The 21,768-nt window shown below is 71.7% G+C and carries 20 protein-coding genes and 1 pseudogene; 10 read left to right on the top strand and 11 right to left on the bottom strand.

Translation table 11 applies throughout. The annotated features are described in order from the left end of the window. Positions 1–14 precede the first annotated feature (14 nt). Both AB0I15_RS38290 and AB0I15_RS38285 read right to left on the bottom strand, forming a co-directional pair. The gene (locus AB0I15_RS38290) at positions 15–593 is read right to left on the bottom strand and encodes a hypothetical protein (protein ID WP_358106983.1); all 579 of its coding nucleotides are present in this window, start codon (positions 591–593) and stop codon (positions 15–17) included. Positions 594–630: 37 nt separating this feature from the next. Further along, on the bottom strand, positions 631–1,347 hold the full coding sequence (locus AB0I15_RS38285; RefSeq protein WP_358106980.1) for a hypothetical protein: 717 nt from the start codon (positions 1,345–1,347) through the stop codon (positions 631–633). A gap of 261 nt (positions 1,348–1,608) precedes the next feature. On the opposite strand from AB0I15_RS38285, the gene AB0I15_RS38280 reads away from it, so the two are divergent. Further along, positions 1,609–3,597 carry an endo-1,3-alpha-glucanase family glycosylhydrolase gene (locus AB0I15_RS38280; protein WP_358106977.1) on the top strand — a complete coding sequence of 663 codons (1,989 nt, stop codon included), beginning with the start codon at positions 1,609–1,611 and terminating at the stop codon, positions 3,595–3,597. 459 nt (positions 3,598–4,056) lie between these two features. Here AB0I15_RS38280 and AB0I15_RS38275 read toward each other — a convergent pair whose 3' ends face one another. Next, positions 4,057–4,941: a MurR/RpiR family transcriptional regulator gene (locus tag AB0I15_RS38275; protein WP_358106974.1), complete on the bottom strand. Its 885-nt coding sequence runs from the start codon at positions 4,939–4,941 to the stop codon at positions 4,057–4,059. Positions 4,942–5,083: 142 nt separating this feature from the next. Here AB0I15_RS38275 and AB0I15_RS38270 point away from each other — a divergent pair, with 142 nt between their 5' ends. The 6 genes and pseudogenes from AB0I15_RS38270 to AB0I15_RS38245 all read left to right on the top strand — a co-directional run bounded on the left by AB0I15_RS38270 (position 5,084) and on the right by AB0I15_RS38245 (position 11,550). After that, the gene (locus AB0I15_RS38270; protein ID WP_358106971.1) at positions 5,084–6,460 is read left to right on the top strand and encodes an MFS transporter; all 1,377 of its coding nucleotides are present in this window, start codon (positions 5,084–5,086) and stop codon (positions 6,458–6,460) included. Beyond that, positions 6,457–6,879: a GAF domain-containing protein gene (locus AB0I15_RS38265; RefSeq protein WP_358106968.1), complete on the top strand. Its 423-nt coding sequence runs from the start codon at positions 6,457–6,459 to the stop codon at positions 6,877–6,879. The genes AB0I15_RS38270 and AB0I15_RS38265 overlap by 4 nt, the downstream gene beginning before the upstream one ends. Continuing rightward, positions 6,876–8,090, top strand: coding sequence for an amidohydrolase family protein (locus AB0I15_RS38260; RefSeq protein WP_358106965.1), 1,215 nt, complete (start codon positions 6,876–6,878; stop codon positions 8,088–8,090). Before AB0I15_RS38265 ends, AB0I15_RS38260 begins: the two co-directional genes overlap by 4 nt. Positions 8,091–8,160: 70 nt before the next feature. After that, entirely contained in the window at positions 8,161–8,949 is a 789-nt protein-coding gene (locus tag AB0I15_RS38255) for an alpha/beta hydrolase (RefSeq protein WP_358106962.1), read from the top strand. Between the two features lie 91 nt (positions 8,950–9,040). Next, positions 9,041–10,429: pseudogene (locus AB0I15_RS38250) on the top strand (carboxylesterase family protein); the annotation flags it as partial. Between the two features lie 125 nt (positions 10,430–10,554). After that, positions 10,555–11,550 (top strand): LacI family DNA-binding transcriptional regulator, encoded by a 996-nt coding sequence (locus tag AB0I15_RS38245; protein WP_358106959.1) that lies wholly within the window; start codon positions 10,555–10,557, stop codon positions 11,548–11,550. A gap of 3 nt (positions 11,551–11,553) precedes the next feature. On the opposite strand, the gene AB0I15_RS38240 is transcribed toward AB0I15_RS38245, so the two are convergent. From AB0I15_RS38240 to AB0I15_RS38215, 6 genes are all read right to left on the bottom strand, one after another. Then, positions 11,554–12,117 carry a hypothetical protein gene (locus tag AB0I15_RS38240; protein WP_358106956.1) on the bottom strand — a complete coding sequence of 188 codons (564 nt, stop codon included), beginning with the start codon at positions 12,115–12,117 and terminating at the stop codon, positions 11,554–11,556. Between the two features lie 66 nt (positions 12,118–12,183). Further along, the gene (locus AB0I15_RS38235) at positions 12,184–13,173 is read right to left on the bottom strand and encodes a nucleoside hydrolase (RefSeq protein WP_358106953.1); all 990 of its coding nucleotides are present in this window, start codon (positions 13,171–13,173) and stop codon (positions 12,184–12,186) included. A gap of 7 nt (positions 13,174–13,180) precedes the next feature. Next, positions 13,181–14,047: a carbohydrate ABC transporter permease gene (locus tag AB0I15_RS38230; protein ID WP_358106950.1), complete on the bottom strand. Its 867-nt coding sequence runs from the start codon at positions 14,045–14,047 to the stop codon at positions 13,181–13,183. A gap of 1 nt (position 14,048) precedes the next feature. Continuing rightward, a complete protein-coding gene (locus tag AB0I15_RS38225; protein ID WP_358106948.1) occupies positions 14,049–14,912 on the bottom strand; it encodes a sugar ABC transporter permease in 864 nt (287 codons plus the stop codon). Continuing rightward, positions 14,909–16,192 carry an extracellular solute-binding protein gene (locus AB0I15_RS38220; protein ID WP_358106945.1) on the bottom strand — a complete coding sequence of 428 codons (1,284 nt, stop codon included), beginning with the start codon at positions 16,190–16,192 and terminating at the stop codon, positions 14,909–14,911. Before AB0I15_RS38220 ends, AB0I15_RS38225 begins: the two co-directional genes overlap by 4 nt. A gap of 160 nt (positions 16,193–16,352) precedes the next feature. Then, the gene (locus tag AB0I15_RS38215; RefSeq protein WP_358106942.1) at positions 16,353–16,709 is read right to left on the bottom strand and encodes a helix-turn-helix domain-containing protein; all 357 of its coding nucleotides are present in this window, start codon (positions 16,707–16,709) and stop codon (positions 16,353–16,355) included. A gap of 93 nt (positions 16,710–16,802) precedes the next feature. Here AB0I15_RS38215 and AB0I15_RS38210 point away from each other — a divergent pair, with 93 nt between their 5' ends. After that, positions 16,803–17,897, top strand: a complete 1,095-nt coding sequence (locus AB0I15_RS38210; protein ID WP_358107085.1) for an FAD-dependent oxidoreductase — start codon at positions 16,803–16,805, stop codon at positions 17,895–17,897. A gap of 25 nt (positions 17,898–17,922) precedes the next feature. Here AB0I15_RS38210 and AB0I15_RS38205 read toward each other — a convergent pair whose 3' ends face one another. Then, a complete protein-coding gene (locus AB0I15_RS38205; RefSeq protein ID WP_358107081.1) occupies positions 17,923–18,579 on the bottom strand; it encodes a response regulator transcription factor in 657 nt (218 codons plus the stop codon). Further along, on the bottom strand, positions 18,570–19,586 hold the full coding sequence (locus tag AB0I15_RS38200; protein ID WP_358106939.1) for a histidine kinase: 1,017 nt from the start codon (positions 19,584–19,586) through the stop codon (positions 18,570–18,572). Before AB0I15_RS38200 ends, AB0I15_RS38205 begins: the two co-directional genes overlap by 10 nt. Positions 19,587–19,814: 228 nt before the next feature. On the opposite strand from AB0I15_RS38200, the gene AB0I15_RS38195 reads away from it, so the two are divergent. Further along, positions 19,815–20,273: a CBS domain-containing protein gene (locus AB0I15_RS38195; protein ID WP_358106936.1), complete on the top strand. Its 459-nt coding sequence runs from the start codon at positions 19,815–19,817 to the stop codon at positions 20,271–20,273. Between the two features lie 148 nt (positions 20,274–20,421). Next, the gene (locus tag AB0I15_RS38190) at positions 20,422–21,708 is read left to right on the top strand and encodes an ArsB/NhaD family transporter (protein ID WP_358106933.1); all 1,287 of its coding nucleotides are present in this window, start codon (positions 20,422–20,424) and stop codon (positions 21,706–21,708) included. The last annotated feature ends 60 nt before the right edge of the window (positions 21,709–21,768 follow it).

Below are 21,768 nucleotides of genomic sequence, written 5' to 3'. Positions count from 1 at the left end.
TTCAGGCCGGTCGTTCAGGCCAGGCGGCGGCCGGAGATGCGTTCGCCCTTGTGGTCGAGCAGGCCGACGTCGATTCCCTTGCGGCCGGGTCGCCACGCCAGCGCCTGCAGCCCGTGGTCGGGGACCTGGATGTCCCGTTCCCCGATGCGGACCGCGCCGATCTCCGACGACAGCCGCAGGATGCCGTAGCACGCCCACTTCGACGGCCAGGGCAGCCAGCGCAGCGGGCTGGTGTCATAGCGGGCGGTGCCGACGTCCAGCGCGTGCCCGTTGAGGACGGCGGCGTCCGGGCGCGGGGCCAGCACGTCCTCGTCGTCCGGGTCGGCCGCGGCGCTGCTCCCGGTGCGCAGGCTCCACCGCCCCTGCCGCTGCGACAGCAGCCACACGTCGAGCCAGAACAGTCCCACCCCGTCGAGCCGGGCGAACGCGGCGGCCGCCAGCCGCTGGCCGACGTGCAGGGACAGCGGGGTGAACCGGTGCCGCCCGCCGAGCGTCTCCGGGAGCTGTTTCGGCAGCCCGTGCGCGATGAGCCGGCGGCTCTCGGTGGCAGGGGTGTAGCCGAGATATTCGGCGCGATCCAGGGGTCTCATCATCGGTACCTCGCCTTCCCGGAGGAGACCGGCTCGCGGGCTATTCGGGGCAGGCGTCACGGCAGCCCCCGAATCTGGCCGTGTCGGGCTGGGTGAACGGCGTCCGCGCGACCCCCTCCAGGGCGGTGAAGCCGCGGTGGCCGCTTCCGTCGTTGACCACGGTGTGGGCGGGATCGCCGATGGTCTCGCCGTTGCAGTTCCTGAACGCCGAATAGGCGGGCGCCCGACAACGCGCGGCGTAGGGGAAGCCGTCGGCGTAGCGCAGGCCGCCCTCCAGGGCGGCGGCCAGGGTGTGGACCATCGCGGTGCTGCCCTGCTGGAGGCCCGGGGCATTGCCGTGGCTGGTGGCCAGCGCCCTGATCTCGCCGGTGCCGGGGACGACCATGGCCTGGGCGGCCACGTGCGGGTCGTCGCGGTGGACGTAGCGGTCGATGGCCTGCTGGGCGGCGCGCTGCGCGCGCGGGTCGATCGCCGTCCTGATCGTCAGATTGCCCCTGTTCAGGAGCGTCCTGTCGGCCGCGAGAAGTTCGGCGCGGACCCGTTCGCACAGGTAGACGCTCCGGCCGGCGGCGCAGTCGCCGGTGAACTCCTCCAGGACGGTGCCCTCCGCGTCGGTCAGCACGGTGGCGCGCTTGGGAGCCGTGGTCAGGGCGACCCTCTCGGGCTCGGCCGCACCGCCGCCCTGGAACAGCAGGAAGGTCCCGGCGGCCAGCACGACCGCTCCCGTCACGGCGGCGACAGTCCGTAAGGAGGTCACCAGCGGAGCTTACGGCGGTGCGGGACGCGTGGCGATGCCCGTCGAGGAGGAGCTTCGGCTTACGGCCGGGGCGCGCCGAGGACAGTGCCCGCGTCGATCTGACACGCCCGACGTGATCATGTAATGACCCGCTGTCATAAAGGGGGTTTTGGCTCGTTCCATTTTGCGAAGTCCCTCCTCAAAGCCCTCCTACGGCAGTAGCTTGTCGTGATCTTTCGTAGTGAGCCTCATAGGAGGGCAATGTTCCCCCATCACCGACGGGTGGGAGTCATCACGCTGCTCGCGCTGGTCGTGTCCGTCGGCACGACGAGTGCGGCGGCGCCCTTATCCGCGGCCGCCACGGCCGCCCCCTTATCCACGGCCCCCGCCTCCCTCGGCGGGGTGCCTACCCGTGTGTCCGTCCCCGCGTCCGACGACGTGTTCATCAGCCAGGCCGAGCCCGCCAAGAGCTTCGGCGCCGCCACGTGGATGTCCGTCTGCGGCGCCACCTGCGGCGGCTCCTCCACCGGGCGGCGCATCGCGCTCACCCGGTTCAAGGTCTCCGGCATCCCCGCCAACGCCGGCAACGTCAAGGCCACTCTCGAACTGACCTCCGCCAGGACGACCGGCGCCACGCTCTCCGCCCGCGAGGTCACGGGCGCCTGGACCGAGGCCGCGACCACGTGGAAGACCCGCCCCGAGACCCGTAAGGCGATCGCCTCGCACCAGGGCCTCACCGCCGGTGTGCCGGTCAGCCTGGACGTCTCGTCCGCCATCGCCGGCGACGGCACGTACGCCTTCGCCCTCACGCAGCCGGACCCCACGACCGCGGTCCTGTTCTCCTCGCGCGAGACCGGCGACCGCGGCCCCAAGCTCACCATCTCGTACACCACCGGCACCACGGCCTGCGCCGCCCTGCCCTTCGACAAGCCCTCGGCCGCCGCCCTGCGCGCCTCGGCCAAGAAGGCGTTCGCGTTCTACTTCCCGCCCTTCCCGGTCTCGATCGACAACAAGGACCCCGCCGCGGACCAGTACGCCTCCTGGCTCGACCCGGCCGGCTCCAGCGGCCTCTACCAGGACCGGGGCGGCTACCTGCGGGACCGCCCGCCGGTCAGGACCGTACGGCCGGAGGCCGACTGGCGGCGGCTCGACTTCGAGACGGAGATCCGCCAGGCCGTCGCCCAGGGGCTCGACGGGTTCATCTACGAGCACCACACCTCGAGCGACCAGCGCTGGAACCAGTTGCCCAAGCTGCTGGACGCCGCCAAGAACGTGGACCCCGCATTCAAGATCATCCTCAGCCCCGACTTCCCGACCGCGGCCGGCGCCTCCGACGCCAAGATGATCTCCGACATCCTCCTGGTCAAGGGGCATCCGTCGCTGTTCACGCTGCCGGACGGGAACGTGCTGCTCGCGCCGTACACGATCGAGCGCCAGCCGCCGGCCTGGTGGAAGAAGGCCCAGGACAAGCTGGCTCTGCAAGGCATGAAGACCTCGCTGATGACCATCTTCGGCTACTGGAACGGCACCGGGAAGACCGAGTGGGACCCGTACGTCTACGGCCACTCGTCCTGGGGCGCCAACCGGCCCGAAGTCACCGACGCGTTCAGGCGCGCCTCCGAGGCGGCGCACGACCGTGAGCTGAAGTACATGGCCCCGATCGGCTTCGAGGACACCAGAGCCAAGGAGCTGCACTTCTGGGAGGCCCGGAACAGCAGCACGCTGCGCGGCTCGTGGAAGGCCGCCATCGACGGCAAGGCCGACTGGGTGCAGCTCGTCACCTGGAACGACTACAGCGAGAGCCAGCAGGCGCCGTCCAAGGTCCGTGGCGACGTGCTGGCCGACGTCAACGCGTACTACACGACCTGGTTCAAGACCGGCAAGGCGCCGGCGATCGTGCGGGACGCGCTCTACTACTTCCACCGCAGCCACAAGGCGAACGCCCCGTACGACACGCGCAAGCAGACCGCCGGCAGGTTCACGATCCCGGCGGGGCCCGGGGCGGTCGATGAGGTGGAGCTGCTGGCGTTCGTCAAGGAGCCGGGCCGGCTGGTGGTCAAGCAGGGGTCGAACGTGAAGACCAAGGACGTTCCGGCGGCCGGGGTGGTGTCGTTCAAGGTGCCGATGGTCCCTGGGACCACACCGGTCTTCGAACTGCGGCGCGACGGGGCCACCGTACAGACGGTGCGCAGCCAGACGCCCATCCGGGCCGGCGTCACCTACCAGGACATGATCTACCACGCAGGCGGCGGCACAGCCTGCTCCAGCTAACCCGGCCGCACTCCGGCCCGGGGTCCCTTTGCGGGGTGGGGTGAGCGGCGGCATGCCTTGCTTCGGCTGGGCCCCGCCGAACTTCGGTGGGGCGGGTGGGCGGTATGGCCTGCTCCGGCTGGCCCCGCCAGGACTTCGGCTGGGGTGCCTAGGTGGGGCGGGTGGTGGGGCCGCCTGCGCTTGGGCCCTTCCCGAAGGCGCTTGGGCCAAAGGGTTGGCGGCGTCTCCCTCCACCCTCGCCCTTTCCCAGAGGGGCGAGTGCCGGAGGGTGACGTCCCTCTCCTGTCATCGCCCCTCAGAGAGGTGGGCGGTGATGTCTCCCTCCTGCCCTTGCCCCCTTCTCAGGGCGGCTTGGGCCGAAGGGCGGTGGTGTCTCCCTGGCACTCTCGCCCCTCCCAAAGAGGCGGGTCCGAAAAAGGTGGTGGCTCTCGCGCGTGTGTCCTCGTTCAAAGGGTGGGGTTAGGTGGGGTCGTTGGAGGTGGGGCGGCGGTGGAGGAGGGCGAATTTGGTCCACATGGCTTCGGCGGCCTCGATGGAGGCGCCCGTCCTGGCCGGGTCCACGGCGGCGAGCTGAGTGACCAGGGCCTGGGCCACGGCCATGCCGGCGGTCAGTGACGGGAAGAACGCCTCGCCCTCCGCCGGCACCATCACGACCTCCTCGGCCGCCTTGGCCAGCGCCGGGCTGGCCGCGTCCGTCAGGGCGAACACCCGCACTCCCCGCGCACGGGCCTCGTTCGCCGCCAGCACCGTGCTCTCGTACAGCCGCCAGAAGCTGATCGCGATCAGCACGTCCCCGGCCCTGATCGCGGCGATCGTGTTGGCCAGCTCCGCGTCCCCCGCCGTCACCGCCGTCACGGGATAGCCCGCCAGCCGGGCGTTGTGCGCCAGGGCGAGCCCGACGGCCGCGTAGCTGCCGTCGGCGACGATGACCGTCCGCCGCGCCGCCGCGATGGCCTCGGCGATCGTCAGCAGCACGCCCTCGTCCAGGCGCCGGTTGAGCAGCGCCAGGCTGTCGAGGTCGCGGCGCAGCGAGCGGGAGCTGGGCGAGCCCGTACCCCTGTGCTCGGCGGCCACCTGGCCCGCGCTCAGCGAGGACAGGTAGCGGGCCCGCAGTTCCTGCTGCAGCGCCGGCCAGCCGGCGAAGCCGAGGGCCTGCGCCGTGCGCGTCACGGTCGCCACGTTGACCCCGGCGATCTGGGCCAGCTCGCCCGCCGATCCGAACGAGGCCCGGCGCGGCTGCGAGAGCAGCACCTCGAGTACGGCGGCCGCCTTGCCGCGCAGCCCGCGCCCTGGCAGCCGCGCCCGCAGCCAGTCCTCGAAGCTGTCGGTGGCGCGCTCTGTCACGTGATCCCTTCCTCCGGCCGGGAACATGCTACGCGCTCGTAACAATCCAAACGTGCAAAGACCATTGCAATTTTGCCAATCCGCACTATATGTTGCTGCGCAATTGACTTGCAGGGCCGCGACCTGGTGAAAGGTGTATGAGATGACCTTGTTGGCCCGCCTGGACCGTCTTCCGCTGAGCCGCCCGCATTATCTGCTGCTCCTGATCGGCGGCCTCGGCTACACCTTCGACGGCATGGACTCGGCCGTGGTCGCCTTCCTGCTGCCGAGCGCGAAGGAGGTCTGGAGCCTGTCCGACGGCCAGCTCGGCTTCATCGGCTCGGCCACGCCGTTCGGGTTCCTGTTCGGCGCGACCGTCGCGGGGCTGCTCGGCGACCGCATCGGGCGCAAGAAGGTGATGATGTACGCCCTCGCCTTCTATGCCGTCTTCTCTGTGGTTGCCGCCTTCGCCCCGAACTATGAGGTGTTCCTGGGCGCCCGCGTGCTGGCCGGGGCGGGGGCGGGCGCCGAGAGCGCGATCATCGCCCCGTTCCTGTCGGAGTTCGTGCCCGCCAAGCGGCGCGGGTGGTTCATCGGGGCGCTGGCCGGCTTCTTCTCGTTCGGGTTCGTGATGGCCGCGCTGATCGGGCGGTTCGTGGTGCCCACGATGGACGACGGCTGGCGGGTGGCGCAGCTCATCACCGCGCTGCCGATCGTCATGTTGCTGTGGTGGCGCCGTTCGCTGCCGGAGTCGCCGCGCTTCCTGCTGCAGCAGGGGCGTGTGGCCGAGGCCGAGGCGGTGGTGGCCGACATCGAGCGGCGCGTCGAGCGGGCCACGGGAGCGCCGCTGCCACCGGTGCCCGAGTCCGCCGTCGCGCCCGCCGCCGAGACGCCGAAGGTGAACCTGCTGAACGCGCTGCGCTTCCTGTGGAGCCCGGCCATGGCCCGGCGTACGGCGGTCATCTGGCTGGTGTGGTTCGTGATCACGTTCTCGTACTACGGGTTCTTCTCCTGGATCCCGACACTGCTCGTGCAGCGCGGCATCACCGTGACCAAGAGCTTCGAGTTCTCGATCATCATCTACCTGGCCCAGATCCCCGGCTACTTCTCCGCCGCCTGGCTGTCGGAGCGGCTGGACCGCAAGAACACGATCGCGCTCTATCTCGCCGGCTCGGCGGTCAGCGCGTTCTGGCTGTCGCAGATGGACTCGCCCGTCACGATCACGCTCGCGGGCGCGGTGCTGTCGTTCTTCCTGAACGGCACGTACGCCGGCGTCTACTCCTACACCCCCGAGGTGTTCCCCACCTGGATCCGCGCCACCGGCACGGGCCTGTCGAGCGCCTTCGGGCGGGTCGGCAGCATCCTCGCACCGACGATCATCGGCTTCTCGGCCGCGAGCCTGGGCTTCGGCGGCGTGTTCGGCCTGACCACGGCGGTGCTGGTGACCGGGGTGATCTGCGTGGTCGTGTTCGGCCTGGCCACGGCCGGGCAATCGCTCGAAGAACTGACGGAGCCCACCACCGAGGAGGCGGCCAAGTGAAGGACCTGGAGGAGCGCGTACGCCAGGAGGTGGGCGTGCGGTTGTTCACCGTGCTCGCCTGGGTGCCGGAACGGCGCGCCCTGCGCCGCGTCCACAGCAGCCACCCCGAGGAGTATCCGGTGGGCGGTGAGAAGACCGTCGAGGTCGCCCAGGGCTGGCTCGCCCGGTGCATCGAGGCGGGACAGCCCTACTTCGGCCCGGACAAGGCCGCCGTACGGGAGATCTTCGCCGACCACGAGCTGATCGAGAGCCTGGGCTGCGGTTCCATCATCAATGTGCCCGTGCTCGGAGAGGAGGGCGAGGTGCTCGGCGTGCTGAACATCCTCGACGCCGAGGGCAGCTACGACGACGCCTCCGTGGCCGCCGCGCAGGAGATCGCCCGCGACGCCGCCCCCGCCCTGCGCGGAGGTGCCGCATGAGCCTGCTGCTGCGCCACGCGCTGCTGCTCGACGTGACCACCGGCGAGTACGCCGAGGGCGACCTGCGCTGCGCCGACGGCCGCATCGTCGAGACCGGCCCCGGGCTGCGGGCCCCCGACGGCGTCCGGGTGATCGACCTGGCGGGCGCTCACGTCGTACCCGGGCTGATCGACGCGCACGTGCATGTCACCGCCTCGACCGCCGACCTCGGGACACTCGGCTCCATGTCCCCGTCGTACGCCGCCGCCCACAGCGCCCGCATCATGGGCGGCATGCTGGAGCGCGGCTTCACCACGGTCCGCGACGCGTCCGGCGCCGACTTCGGCCTGGCCGACGCGCAGGAGGAAGGGCTCATACGGGGCCCGCGCCTGCTGTTCTGCGGCAAGGGGCTCAGCCAGACCGGCGGCCACGCCGACTTCCGTGGCCGGGGCGAGCACCAGCGCGACGAGCATCCCTGCTGCGCCGGCGTCGGGCGGGTGGCCGACGGCGTGGACGCGGTCCGCGCCGCCGCCCGCGACGAGCTGCGCAAGGGGGCGCACCACATCAAGGTCATGGCCTCCGGCGGCGTCGCCTCGCCGACCGACCGCATCGACTCGACCCAGTACTCCATGGACGAGCTGCGCGCGATCGTCGAGGAGGCCGAGGCCGCCAACCGGTACGTCGCCGCCCACGCCTACACCGCGCGGGCCGTCAACCGGGCACTCGAGGCCGGGGTGCGCTCCATCGAGCACGGCAACCTGATCGACGACACCAGTGTCGAGCTGTTCCTGCGTAAGGAGGCGTACCTGGTGCCGACGCTGGTGACGTACTGGGCGCTCAAGGAGGAGGGGCGGGAGTTCGGGCTGCCCGAGCGGAGCTGGCGCAAGGTGGACGAGGTGCTCGAGGCCGGGCTGGCCGCTCTGGAGCGGGCCGCGCGGGGCGGGGTGCGGCTGGCGTACGGGACCGACCTGCTCGGCGGCATGCACCGGCACCAGAACCACGAGTTCCGGCTGCGGGCCGAGGTGCAGCCGCCGATCGACGTGCTGCGGGCCGCCACCACCGGGGCGGCCGAGCTGGTCGGGCTGACGGGGGAGATCGGCACGCTGGAGGTGGGCGCGCACGCCGACCTGCTCGTGCTCGACGGGGACCCGCTGGCGGACATCGGCGTCCTGGCCGACGCCAAGCACCTGCGCCACGTCGTCCAGGCCGGCACCGTCCAGACGGCCGCCTAGGCGCGGCCTTGGCGAGGCGTTCGCGGGGAGGGGGCGCGAGCGTCTGACGGGCGCGCGTAGCGTGGGCGGGGTGACGACGCTGACGCGCACCGCCCTCGTGGTCGCCGTGGTGCTGGTCGTGCTGCTCGGGCTGCTCTGGGTGTTCCAGCGGCGGCTCATCTACCTGCCCGACCCCGGGCCGGTGCCGCCCGCCGGCCAGGTGATCCCGGGCGCGCGCGACGTCTCGTTCACGACGCGCGACGGGCTGCGCCTCGCCGCCTGGTACGTGCCCGGCCACCACGACGTGACCGTGCTGGTGACGGGCGGCAACGCGGGCAACCGGCTGCATCGGGCGCCGCTGGCCAGGGCGCTGGCGGCGTACGGGCTGCCGGTGCTGCTCATGGACTACCGCGGCTACGGCGGCAACCCCGGCAGCCCCACGGAGGAGGGGCTGCTGCTCGACGCCCTGGCCGCCCGCGCGTCCATCCAGAGCCCCAAGGTCGTCTACTTCGGCGAGAGCCTCGGCGCGGCGGTGGCGACCAGGCTCGCGATCGAGGAGCCGCCCGACGGGCTGGTGCTGCGCTCCCCGTTCACCGACCTGGCCGCCGCCGGCCAGGTCAACTACCCCTTCCTGCCGGTACGCGCCCTCCTCCGTGACCGCTTCCCCGTCGCCGGCCGCATCGGCGAGGTCCGGGCCCCGGTCGTCGTCGTGTACGGCACCCGCGACACCATCGTCCCCCCGGCGCTGAGCCGGGCGGTCGCCACCGCCGCCGGCGCGACGGCCGTCGCGGTGGACGGTGCCGGGCACAACGACCTGTCCCTGCTGACCGGCCCCGAGCTGATCGGCGCCGTGCGCGAACTCGCCGACCGCGTCCGCTGATTAGTACGTCGCCACCTCGGCGTATACGGTCAGGGCGCATGTGCTCACACCGCAAGGGGGACCTTCGTGAGTCCAGGACCACCGGGCCTTCCGCGGCATCCCGTACGCCCGGCCGCCCGTCGGTGAGCTGAGGTGGCGGGCGCCGCGGCCGGCCGAGCCCTGGCAGGGCGTGCGCGACGCGACGGCTCCGGGCAGCCAGTGCGCGCAACCGCCCGCGTTCTACGGCGGCGAGGCCACCTACCTCGAGGACTGCCTCTACCTCGACGTCACCACGCCCCTGCGCGCCCGCCGCCTGCCGGTCATGGTGTGGGTGCACGGCGGCGGCAACATCACGGGCGACTCCGCCGGCTACGCCGCACCCGATCTGGCCGTGGACGGCGACGTGGTGCTCGTGACCGTCAACTACCGGCTCGGCGTGCTGGGCTGGCTGGCGCATCCGTCGTTCGAGACCGGCGACCGCTACCAGGCGGGCAACTACGGGCTGCTCGACCAGCAGGCGGCGCTGCGGTGGGTGCGGCGCAACATCGCGGCGTTCGGCGGCGACCCGGGCAACGTGACGTTGTTCGGCGAGTCCGCTGGGGGCGCCGACACGTGCGCCAACCTCGCCTCGCCGACCGCGGCCGGGCTGTTCCACAAGGCCGTGCCGCAGAGCTACTCGTGTGCCGCGCCGACCCGTACCGAGGCGGGGGCGGAGACGGCGGCGGCCGGGTTCGCGCGGGCCGTGGGGTGCGCGGCCGACACCGCCACCTGCCTGCGGGGGCTGCCGGTGAAGACGCTGCTGGAGGCGTACCAGGAGCAGGAGCCGTACGCGGTGGCCGGGGGCGATCACGTGCTGCCGCTGCAGCCGCGGGCGGCGTTCGCGAGCGGGCGGTTCAACCGCATGCCGGTCATGCACGGCAACACGCTCGACGAGATGCGCCTGTTCGTCCCGCTGAGCCGGCCGCAGCCGATGACGCCCGAGCAGTACGAGGCCGTCGTACGCGAGACGTACGGCGCCGACGCCGCCAGGGTGCTGGCCCGCTACCCCGCCGCCGACCACCCGGAGCCGCGCATCGCGCTGGCCACGTTGCTGACCGACGCGAGCGGCCCGCTGTCGACGTGCGGGCACCAGGACGCGCTGGCGCTGTTCGCCCGGTCCGGCGTGCCGGCCTACGGGTACCAGTTCGCCGACCGGACGGCGCCGCCGCTGGTGGACGTGCCGGGGTTCGAGGAGGGCGCCGAGCACGCGTCGGAGCTGTCGTACCTGTTCCCGGGGCTGCTCGGTGAGCTGAACGCCGAACAGGCCCGGCTGTCGGATGCGATGATCGGCTACTGGGCGTCGTTCGCGCACGACGGCAGGCCGACGGCCACCGCGGCGCCGCGCTGGCCGCGCTTCCGCTCCTCCGGCGACGTGCTGAGCCTGGCGCCGGGCGGCGGCATCCGGCCGGTGGACACCTTCGAGCGGGGCAACTGCGCCTTCTGGCGGTCGATCGGACCGTGACCGAGCGCTGTTAACGTTAACATGGTGAGGCCGTGACATCGCTGAGATAGTGCATGTCACGGCCTTGCTAACGTTCTCAGGGAGGAAGCTCGGTGTCAGGTGCCCGGCAGAGGACCCGTCCGGCGGTGATCGGGGATGTGGCGCAACTCGCGGGGGTCTCCAACCAGACCGTCTCGCGAGTGCTCAACGACCACCCCAACGTCCGCTCCGACACCCGCGACCGCGTGCTCGACGCCATCCGGCAGCTCAACTACCGCCCCAACCTCATGGCGCGGGGCCTGGTCCGGCAGCGTTCGCACCTGATCGGGGTGGTCAGCTTCGACACCGTGCTGTTCGGGCCCGCCTCAACGCTCGTCGGCATCGGCCGCGCCAGCCGCGACCACGGATACGGCGTCACCATCGTCACCCCCGAGAGCTCCGACCGCTCCAGCATCGCCGACGCCATGGCCACCATCGCCGGGCAGGCCGTGGCCGGGGTCGTCATGGTCTTCCCCTCCCGCGCCGCCTCCGCGACGGCGCTGGTCAGCCTGCCGGAGGGCGTGCCGCTGGTCGCCGTGGAGGCCGACGAGGACATCGTGACCAGCGTCCACATCGACCAGGCGGCCGGCGCCAGGATGGCCGTCGAACACCTCCTCTACCTGGGCCACGAGACCGTCTGGCACGTCTCGGGGCCGCGCGACCGGCTGGACGCGCAGGCCCGGGTGGACGGCTGGCGCGCCACCCTGGAGGCGGCCGGCCGGGTCGCGCCGCCGGTCATCGCGGGCGACTGGAGCGCGGAGTCCGGCTATCAGGCGGGGCTGGAGCTGGCCGAGCGGCCCGGGGTGAGCGCGGTCTTCGCGGCCAACGACCACATGGCGCTGGGGCTGCTGCGGGCCTTCCACGAGCGGGGGATCCGGGTGCCCGAGGAGGTGAGCGTGATCGGGTTCGACGACATTCCGGAGGCCGGCTATTTCATCCCGCCGCTGACCACGGTCCGGCCCGACCACGAGGAGGTGGGGCGGCGGGCGGTCGCCTCGCTCGTCTCCCTCGTGGACGGGCAGGGGGCGGCGGACCCGGCGGCCCATGAGTGGGTCATGCCCACCCTGATCCGGCGCACCAGCACCGCCACCCCGCCGCGGTAGTCGCTACAGCCAGCTCGCCCGGATGCTGGTGGCCGAACCGGCGCCGGCCTCGGGCGAGACGCCCAGGGCGCCGGCGTGGACGCCGTCCAGCAGCCGGCCGACGGTCTCGAGGATCTCCGGCGTCCGCTCACGCAGCCCCGCGACGTCCGCCGGGCTCACCTCGTCGTGCGCGACCCCCGCCTGGTCCAGCACGCCCTCCAGATCGGCCAGCCGCTCACCCAGCCACTTCAGCGGCTCCTTGGACAACTGCTCGTCGAACACCCGCCGCCCCGGCTCCCACCCTCTGACGGCCGGGTGGTGATGCGTACGGTCGAAGCTCCCGGGCGCTCCCGAGACCGACTCCAGCAGGTCGACCCGCCAGATCGGCCGGTCGACGGTGATGGGGCGGGCCGAGTAGATCGACCCCTTCAGCTCGCCCGGCTCCAGCATCCTGACCTCCAGCCGCACACCGCGCTCGGCGCCCTCCTGGCCTGCCAGCGGGTTGGGGTCGATGAAGTAGATGTCGCTCACGGCCACGCCGATCCGCTCGAATCCGAAGAGGTAGAGCACGGTCACCACGTCCTTCACCGGTGTCGGGTACGCCTCACCCAACGTAACACCGCCGCCCGCGAGACGATCAAGGCGGCACCCGGTTCAGCGGCCGGCCCTGACCAGGGTGTCGACCAGGTAGGAGACGAGCCGGTCGTTGTTCACACCGTCGAGCACGTCGATGGGCTCGATGTCGGGCAGGCGCAGGCCGGTGGCCCGCTGGACCTGGCCGCTCGCGTCCCAGGCGATCGGGCGGGCACGGGTCAGGGCGCCGCGCAGCTCGACGTCCACCCGTACCCGCTGGCGGGTGGCCAGCCCCGGCTCCAGCAGGACGGCCACGGCCAGCGGGTCGTGCAGGTAGCAGCCCGGCAGGCCGCGCGCCTCGGCGACCCAGCGGACCCACGGGCGGGTGGTCTCGGTGAGGTAGTCGGCCAGCGGGCCGTGGCCGGCCAGACGGTCGAGGTCGGCGAGGGTGAACGAGGTGAGACGGGTGACGTCGTAGGGGACCAGGGTGATGGGGGCGCCGCTGGTCAGGACGACGTGGGCGGCCTCGGGGTCGTACCCGAAGTTGAGCTCCTGGAGCAGGCCCCGTACGGCGAAGGCGCCGCCCATGATCGTGAGCGAGGCCAGCTCGCTGGCCAGCTCCGGCCGCAGCGCCAGAGCCTGGGCCACGTTGGTCAGCGGCCCCACGGCGACCAGGTGGATCTCGCCGGGCGCGGCGGCCACCCGCCGTACGATCTCGGCCGCCGCCACCGGCTCGCCGACGGGCACCGGCGGCGCGGTGGCGATCCCGTGCCACAGGTCGCGGGCCTGCTCGGTGTCGCGGCGGCGGTCGAGGTCGGCGCGCCACGGCGCCGGGTCCTCCACCAGCGGGGCCGCCGCGCCGGGGAAGACCGGCACGTCGTCCGCGCCCGCCCGGGCGAGCAGGTCGCGCGCCACCGCCACGCCCACGTCGCGCGGGGTGTTGCCGGCCACCACCGTGACGGCCTCCAGCGTGACCTCGGGCGCGGCCAGCGCCAGCCCGAGCGCGAGCCCGTCGTCGACGTCGGAGGCGGGGATCGTGTTGCCGGGGTCGCAGTCGATGATGACGCGCATGGGTCTCCTACTCCTTGGTACCGCTGCTGGCGAGTGAGGCCGTGAACTGGCGCTGGAAGATCAGCAGCACGAGCAGCGGCACCCCGGCCGCCAGGATGGCGCCGGCGAACATCTGCCCGTAGTCCACCCCCAGCTCACCCGCGAAGTCCGCGATCGCCACCGGCGCGACCTTCATCGCCGGGTCGGGCGCGATCAGCAGCGGCCACAGGAACGACTGCCACTGGAACACGAACACCACCAGCCCCGCCCCGACCAGCGACGGCCGCGACAGCGGCAGGTAGATGTGGCGGAACACGCCCCACCACGACAACCCGTCGATGCGCGCCGCCTCCGCCAGCGACGGCGGGATGTTCAGGAAGAACTGCCGCAGCAGGAAGATGGCCAGGCCGCTGCCGATGCCCGGCAGCACCAGGCCGATGTAGGTGTTCTGCATCTCCATCGCGCGGAACGTGGTCGCCAGCGGGATGGCGATCGCCTCGAACGGGATGAGGAAGCTCAGCACCAGCACCCCGAACAGCGGGCCACGGCCCGGGAAGCGCAGCACGGCGAGCGCGAAGGCGGCGGTGGCCGACAGGAACGTGCCCAGCACGACGCTCAGGAACGCCACGATCACCGAGTTGATCATCGCCCAGTGGAACTCGCCGCTCAGCAGGGTGACGAAGTTGGAGAACGTGACCGTCTCGGGGATCAGCGTGTGCCAGGACAGCGGGTAGAGGTAGCGGAACACCTCTTCGCTGGGCCGCAGCGCCGAGCTCAGCGCCCACACCAGCGGCAGCACCGAGAGCAGCGCGGCGGGGATCGCGATCCACAGGGCCCGCCGCCCGGCGCGCGACTCGGTCTTCGTGGTGGCCTCCGTCGTGGCCTCCGTGGCCATGTCAGTCCTTCCCCGGCAGCAGCCTGAACTGCAGCGTCACCACGGCCAGCACGATCGCGATGAGCACCACGGTCCCGGCCGACGCCGTGGCCATGTCGCCGGTGACGTAGGCGCGCTCGAACACCTGGTTCATGATCAGGTCGGTGGAGCCCTGGGGGCCGCCCTGGGTCAGGATCTGGACCGGCGCGAAGACCAGGAAGTTCGACACCGTGTCGGCGACCAGGACGAACATCAGGGGGCGGCGCAGGCCGGGCAGCGTGACGTAGCGGAAGCTGCGCCAGGGGCCGGCGCCGTCGATGCTCGCGGCCTCGTACAGGCTTTTCGGGATGTCCTTGATCCCGGCCACCAGGAACGTCATCCAGTAGCCGACCCCGACCCAGCTACAGACGACGACGATCGACAGCAGCGCGGTGCTCGGGCTGATCAGGAAGGGGACGCTGGGCAGGCCCACGGCGTTCGCCACGGCGTTGAGCGGGCCCTCGGGGCGCAGGGCCACGGCCCACACGATCGCCGAGACCGTCTGGGGGACCGCGACCGGCAGCAGGATCAGCGTGCGCCACAGCCCGACGGCCGGTACGCGCTTGCTCAGCGTGACCGCCAGCCACAGCGCCAGCGCGATCTGCAGCGGATTGACGATGACGCTGAACAGCAGCGTGACCTTGAGCGAGTTGAGGAACGTCGGGTCGGCGAACAGCCGGGCGAACGTGTACCAGACCGGGCGGTCGCCCTGTGGCTGCAGCGAGCCGACGATGGCGCTGATGGAGGGCCACAGCCGCAGCAGCGCCAGCGCCACGATCGCGGGCAGCAGCATGATGGCGGCCGTCGTCCACATGGAGCGACGCGCCGATCGCGTCTTCGACGTCATGAATGTCCTGCCGGGTCGAGGTCGCGGTAGCGCTGGAGGAGCTGGCCGAGCTGCTCCTGCGCGGCGCGCAGCGACTCGGGCACGTCGGCGCCGTTGCGGATGTCGGAGAACGTCTTGTTGATCGTGGTCTCGAAGTCGACGTAGCCGACTGTGCGCGGCCGGTGCCGGGCGGTCGTGTCGAGCTCGTGGGTCAGCAGCTCCTGGAACCCGGTGACCGAACGGCCACCGTCGCGGACGGTCTGGGCGACGTAGCGGTCGTAGGCGACCTTGTTGGCGGGCGGCAGCGTCTGCTTGCCGGTGGTCGCCAGCGCGCCGGCCGAGTCGAGCGACAGGAAGCGGGCGAACGCGCGCGCGTCCCGCGGGTGAGAACTGTAGCGGCTGACGCCGACCGCCCACGAGTCGGTGGGGGTGACGGGTTTGCCGCCGGCGAAGTACGGGTGGGGCGCCATGCCGAAGTTCAGGCCCTTGGTCTTGAGGAACTGGCCGATGCGGCCGGGGCCGCCGACGAAGTAGGCGAGCTGGCCGGAAGCGAACACCTCGGGCATCTGCTGCGGGCTGATGCCGCGCGGGGCCAGGCGGGAGGAGTGCAGGCCCGCGTACCAGTCCATGACGCGTCTCCAGCCGGCGTCGTCCACGTCGGGCCACAGCCCGCCGGCCCCGGTGAGGCCGTCTCCGGCGCCGGCGGAGGCGAGCAGCGGCTGGAGCTGGAAATAGCGGTCGACCTGGTCGAAGCCGAGGGCGTACCGGGCACCGGACTGCTGGGCCTTACGCCCCTGCTCGACGACCTGTTCCCAGGTGAGGCGGTCCGGCGCGGCCGGCCCCGGCTCCTGGACGCCGGCCTTGGCGAGCAGGTCGCGGTTGTAGAACAGGAACGAGCTGGAGGTCCACAGCGGGTACGCCCACACTTTGCCGTTCCAGCTCACCGAGTCAAGTGCGGGCTTGACGACCGCCTGCCCGATGGCCTGCGCGTCGTCGCTGACGTCCGTGAGGAATCCGCGCGAGGCCTGGCTGGGCACCCGGGGCGGGTCGGCGGCGAAGACGTCGATCGACGGGTCCTGTGCCCCCACCCGTGCCTGGACCTGGGCGTTCAGGTCGTCGAACGGGACGGGCTGCTCCTCGACGCGCACGTCGGGATGCTGCGACTCGAACAGTTTGATGGCGGCCGAGAACGTGCCTGTGGGCTGGGAATGGAGGAAACGGATGATCCGCGCTCCGTCGTCGGCGGTCGTGCTGCTCGTACGGCCCACGCACGCTGTCGCGGCGAGGGTCACGGCGAGCACCGCGGACAGCATGGCCAGGGGGCGGTGGGCGGTGGAACGCGTGGTGAATCACTCCCTGCCGCACACAGGCGCGGCTGACATGGTCCGGTTGCCGGTTCTGACACACGACGTTAACCAGATTACGGTCAGCCCACAAGTGGGAGCAGGCAAAGGGGCTTGACTAGCAGGGGTCAGCCGGCCGGAGATGTTCTTCGGCCCACCGGGAGATCTGCTCCAGCGCCGGCATGAGCGCCCGGCCGCTCGCGGTCAGCTCGTAGGACACCGTGACGGGCGGCCCTTCGTCCACGGTGCGGGCGATCAGGCCCTCCTTGGCCAGCTCGGAGAGCCGGTCGGAGAGCACCGAGTCGCTGAGCCCCTCGATCGCCCGCGACAGCTCACGGAACCCGGCCGGGCCGGTGCTCAGGCCGCCGAGCACGACCGCGCTCCAGCGCTTGCCGAGGACGGTGAAGGCCCGCGTCAGCGCGACGTTGCTGCGCTCGCACTGCTCGATGTCGTGTCGCGAGGGGGCCTTCCGCATGCCTCCAGACTAGTCGAAAGATGGTCGCTTTGATTTTAGAAGCGAGTATGAATAGCCTAGTTGCATCTTCATTACTAGCGGGGAGAAACCGTGATGATCGAAAAGGCCGGTACACGTCCGAGCGTCGTGGTGCTCGGCGGCGGTTACGGCGGTCACAAGGTCGCCAAGCTGCTCGACGACGTGGCGGACGTGACGCTCGTCGATCCGTCCGACGCGTTCGTGCACAACGTGGCGTCCTGGCGGGCGCTGGTCGAGCCGGACTGGCTGGACCGGATCTTCGTGCCGTACCGCCGCCTGCTGGCCCACGGGCGCTTCCTGCGGGACCGAGCCGTGGCGGTGGACGGCCGCCGCGTGACGCTCGCCTCGGGGGAGACGCTGGAGCCCGACTACCTGGTCCTCGCGACGGGCTCGTCGTACCCGTTCCCGGCCAAGGCCGACAAGCCCGACATGGCGGCGGCCAAGGCGGACGTGCTCGGCGCGCACGAGGTCCTGGCGGAGGCCGAGCGGGTGCTGCTGGTCGGCGCCGGCCCGGTCGGGCTCGAACTCGCGGGCGAGATCAAGGCGACGTTCCCCGACAAGCACGTCACGGTCGCCGACGTCGCGTCCGACATCCTGCCGGGGCCGTACGACCAGGAGCTGCGCGACGAGCTGCGCAGGCAGCTCGACGGACTCGGCGTCGAGCTCAAGCTGGGCAGCGCGCTGCGCGAACTCCCCAGCGCGCCGCCCGCCACGGCCGCCCCCATCGCGATCGCCACCGAGGCGGGGGAGAAGCTCACGGCCGACGTCTGGTACCGCTGCTTCGGCGTCACGCTGCGCACCGACTACCTGCGCGGCGCGCTCGCGGAGGCCCGGGACGCGGAGGGGTACCTGCGCGTGGACGCGCTGCTGCGGGTCCAGGGGCAGGAGCGCGTCTTCGCCATCGGCGACATCTCGGACGCCGACCGCGACATGGCCGGGTTCGCGGGCCGGCAGGGGGAGCTGCTCGCCGCCAACCTCCGGGCCACGATCACCGGGGAGGGAGAGGTGACCGCGTACGAGAAGCAGCAGACGGTCATCCTCGTCCCGCTCGGGCCCGAGGGCGGCGCGGGCCAGCTTCCCGGCATGGGGCTCATCGGCAGCGAGCAGGCCGCCGAGATCAAGGGCCGGGCCATGCTGGTGGACCACCTCACGGCGCTGTTCGACGCCTGACCGGCCTCAGAGCGCGGCGCGGGCGTCAGGGCTCGACGAGGCCGGCGCGGATGGCGTAGCGGGTCAGGTCGAGGCGGTCGCGCATGCCGAGCTTCTGCAGGATGTTGGCGCGGTGGCGGTCGACGGTCTTCACGCTGATCACCAGGGTCTCGGCGATCTCCTTGGCGGAGTTGCCCTCCGCGATCAGCTTGACGATCTCCTCCTCCCTGGGCGTCAGGATGCTCTCGGGCATGCGCTCGCCCTCGCGGTCCCGCTGCAGATAGTCGCGGATGAGCGCGGTGACGGCCCCGGGGTAGAGGAACGGCTCGCCGCGCATCGTGGCCCGGCACGCCTCCAGCAGGTCCTGGTCGGCGACCGACTTGAGCACGTAACCCGAGGCGCCGACCTTGAGCGCCTCGAAGAAGTACTGCTCGTTGTCGTACATCGACAGGATCAGCAGGCGGATGCCGGGCGCCCGGCGGGAGATCTCCCTGGCCGCCTGCAGGCCGGTCATGCGCGGCATCGCGATGTCCAGGATGGCCAGGTCCACCGCGTCCTCCGAGGCGGCCGCGACGGCCTCCGCGCCGTCGGCCGCCTCGGCGACCACCTCCAGGTCGGGCTCGGCGTCGAGGATCAGCCGCAGCCCCCGGCGGACCAGCGCGTGGTCGTCGGCCAGCAGGATCCGGGTCTTTTTCACGTGGATGCGCTCCGATTCGCGGTGTCCGGGATGACCAGGCTCACACGGGTGCCCTCGCCTGGCGGGGAGTCGACGGTCAGGCGGGCGCCGATGAGCAGGGCGCGTTCGCGCATGCCCCGGATCCCGGCGCCGTCCTTGACCGCGCCTCCCCGGCCGTCGTCGGTGATGCGCAGAGTCAGCCCGCCGCCCTCCACCGCGAGCGACAGCTCCGCGCGGGTGGCGCGGGCGTGCCTGGCGATGTTGGTCAGGCTCTCCTGGGCGATCCGGTAGAGGACCAGCTCGACGTCCCCGCCCAGCCCCGGCAGGTCCGGCTCGACGGCCTTCGTCACCGGCAGGCCGCTCATCTGCGAGAAATCGCTGCTCAGAGCGCTCAGAGCGCTGTGCAGGCCGAGGTCCTCCAGCACGCCGGGGCGCAGACGGCGGGCGACCTGGCGCACTTCGTCGAGGCTGGCGCGCACGGTCTCCTGTACGCCGTGCAGCTCCTCCCGCAGGTCGGCGGGCGCCCGGTCGACCACCCGCTTCAGGCCGAGGAGCACCACGGTCAGGCTCTGGCCGATCTCGTCGTGCAACTCCCGGGCGATGCGCTGACGCTCGCCCTCCTGCGCGGCCAGCGCGTGCGCGCTGCTGGCGCTGCGCTCGGCCTCCAGCCGGTCGAGCATCGCGTTGAACGTGCCGATCAGGTGCGCGAGGTCGCTGTTGCCGCTGCCGGCCAGCCGGTCGCCGGTCCGCAGCAGGTCCACCCGCTGCATCAGCGTGGTCAGCGCCTCCAGCGGGGCCAGGCTGCGGCGCAGCAGCAGCGCGTTGGCGGCGAGCATCACCGCCAGGCCCACCAGCAGCACCGGCACCTCGGTCAGCACGATCGGCGACGAGACCGTGGCGGGGGAGAGGGCGAGCACGAGCGTGCCCGCCGCGAACACCAGCCCGTTGATCGCCACCACTCGGCGGAACAACGCCCGCGTGGCCGGAGGCGCTCCCGCGCCCCCGGCCGGCTCGCCACTGTGCCGGTCGGTCATCTCACCAGCCTCTTCGTCGCCGGGTGTGGTTGTCCATGCGGCCTGACCCCCATCCGTCCAGCCGTCCCTACATGTTCTATCCCTGCCCAGATGGGTGCCGGACCCGATGGTGGCCGCCCCGCCCGCGCGCCGAGACTGGACCGGAGCCGGATTGGAGTCAGCGACATGGACGTCACCCGCACGACGGGAGTGCCTGGTCGAGTTGTCGAAGTCGGACGGGATGATGTCATGCGAGCCAGCAATATCGCCGTGAACCTGCCCACCGTGACCGTGCACGACCCGGTCACGAAGGCCGTGCGGATCATGGCGCTGGGCCGGATGCCGGGCCTGATCGTCGTGGACGGCGACGGGCGGCCGGCGAGCGTGCTGCCGGGCACGCAGGTGCTCCGGCTGGCGGTGCCGGGGGCCTACCAGGAGGATCCGGCGCTCTGCCGGACGATCGACGAGGCGCACGCCGACCTGTTCTGGGGTGAGCTGGGCGAGCTGACGGTGGGCGACTGCCTGCCACGCCGGCCCGCCACCCCCGCGACGGTGCCGCTCGACGCCACCCTCCTCGAGGTGGCCGCCCTCATGGCCAGGCTGCGCAGCCCGATCGTCGCCGTCGTCGACCGCGACGGCGTGCTGACCGGGGCGATCACCCTGGAACGGCTGCTCACCAGCCTGGCCCTCGCCGGCTCGGACGACTGACCCTTCCCCCTTCCACCGGGCGTGTGCCACCGGCCCCGCCCGGGCCGCAGCATGCTCACCGTTCGGAGGCCATCGCCGTGTTCCATCTTCATCGCGCCCTACCGTCAACCCGCAAGCCCGTGCAGGCGGGGCCGCCGGGGCAGGACGGATGAGCGCCCTCGCCGCACTGGCGATCTTCCTGGTGGCCTTCTTCTTCATCGCGACGGAGAAGGCCGACAAGGTCAAGGTCGTGCTCATCGCCGCCGGGCTGATGGCCGTGCTCGGCCTCGTCCCGGGCGCCGGCGTGTTCTTCTCCGAGCACGAGGGCATCGACTGGAACGTCATCTTCCTGCTGCTCGGCATGATGATCATCGTTGGTGTCATCAAGCAGACGGGCGTCTTCGACTATCTCGCCATCTGGGCCGCCAAGCGGTCCAAGGGCCACCCGTACCGGCTGATGGTCATGCTGATGGTGATCACCGCGATCGCCTCACCCTTCCTCGACAACGTCACCACGATCATGCTCGTGGCGCCGGTCACGATCGTGGTCTGCAACCGGCTGCGGATCCCCGCGCAGCCGTACCTCATCGCGGAGGTGCTCGCCTCCAACATCGGCGGCGCGGCCACGCTCATCGGCGACCCGCCCAACATCATCATCGGCAGCCGCGCCGGCCTGACCTTCAACGACTTCCTCGTGCACATGGCGCCGATCGTGGTGATCATCTTCGCCGTGTTCGTGGTGTTCACGCGGGTGCTGTTCCGCAGCTCGTTCCAGTACAACGCCGAGCACGTCGCCGAGGTGATGGCGCTGCAGGAGCGGCGGGCCATCACCGACCCGCGCCTGCTCGTGCGCTGCCTGGTGGTGCTGGCCGCCGTCGTCGCCGGGTTCGGGCTGCACGCGGTCGTGCACGTCGAGCCGTCGATCGTGGCCCTGGTGGGCGCCGGGGTGATGCTGCTGGTCTCGCGGGTGAGCGTCTCCGAGGTGCTGCGCGAGGTCGAGTGGCCCACGCTGGTCTTCTTCATGGGACTGTTCGTCATGGTCGCGGGCCTGGTGCACACCGGTGTCATCGCCTCGATCGGCGAGTGGGCGGTGGACACGCTGGGCAACGACTACTTCGCCGCCGCGACCGCGCTGCTGTTCGGCTCGAGCGTGCTCGGCGCCTTCTTCGACAACATCCCGTACGTCGCCACCACCGCCCCCATTGTCGAGGGCCTGGTCGCCCAGGCGCCCGACCCGCAGACCGGCCAGGCCCTGTGGTGGGCGTTCGCCCTCGGGGCCGACTTCGGCGGCAACGGCACCGCGGTCGCGGCCAGCGCCAACGTGGTGGCCATCGGCATCGCCGCACGTAACGGGCACAAGATCAGCTTCTGGCAGTTCACCCGGTACGGCATCGTCGTCACCGTCCTCAGCACGCTGATGGCCTGGGTGTACGTGTGGCTGCGCTACTTCACCTGATCGCGTCCCTGAGGCAGCCCCAGGGGTAAATCAGGGACGATCACCGATGAGCGGGCAGGG

Source organism: Nonomuraea sp. NPDC050643 (genome assembly GCF_040654715.1).
Classification (GTDB): domain Bacteria; phylum Actinomycetota; class Actinomycetes; order Streptosporangiales; family Streptosporangiaceae; genus Nonomuraea.
The sequence above is the reverse complement of the archived record's forward strand: the minus strand, read 5'-3'. Positions and strand labels throughout refer to the sequence as shown.

Coding starts and splice junctions, on each gene's coding strand:
- AB0I15_RS38195 (WP_358106936.1), top strand. CDS start 19,815: ATGCGAGCCAGCAATATCGCCGTGAACCTGCCCACCGTGACCGTGCAC.
- AB0I15_RS38215 (WP_358106942.1), bottom strand. CDS start 16,709: ATGCGGAAGGCCCCCTCGCGACACGACATCGAGCAGTGCGAGCGCAGC.
- AB0I15_RS38235 (WP_358106953.1), bottom strand. CDS start 13,173: ATGCGCGTCATCATCGACTGCGACCCCGGCAACACGATCCCCGCCTCC.
- AB0I15_RS38290 (WP_358106983.1), bottom strand. CDS start 593: ATGATGAGACCCCTGGATCGCGCCGAATATCTCGGCTACACCCCTGCC.
- AB0I15_RS38190 (WP_358106933.1), top strand. CDS start 20,422: ATGAGCGCCCTCGCCGCACTGGCGATCTTCCTGGTGGCCTTCTTCTTC.
- AB0I15_RS38230 (WP_358106950.1), bottom strand. CDS start 14,047: ATGGCCACGGAGGCCACGACGGAGGCCACCACGAAGACCGAGTCGCGC.
- AB0I15_RS38210 (WP_358107085.1), top strand. CDS start 16,803: ATGATCGAAAAGGCCGGTACACGTCCGAGCGTCGTGGTGCTCGGCGGC.
- AB0I15_RS38270 (WP_358106971.1), top strand. CDS start 5,084: ATGACCTTGTTGGCCCGCCTGGACCGTCTTCCGCTGAGCCGCCCGCAT.
- AB0I15_RS38260 (WP_358106965.1), top strand. CDS start 6,876: ATGAGCCTGCTGCTGCGCCACGCGCTGCTGCTCGACGTGACCACCGGC.
- AB0I15_RS38225 (WP_358106948.1), bottom strand. CDS start 14,912: ATGACGTCGAAGACGCGATCGGCGCGTCGCTCCATGTGGACGACGGCC.
- AB0I15_RS38200 (WP_358106939.1), bottom strand. CDS start 19,586: ATGACCGACCGGCACAGTGGCGAGCCGGCCGGGGGCGCGGGAGCGCCT.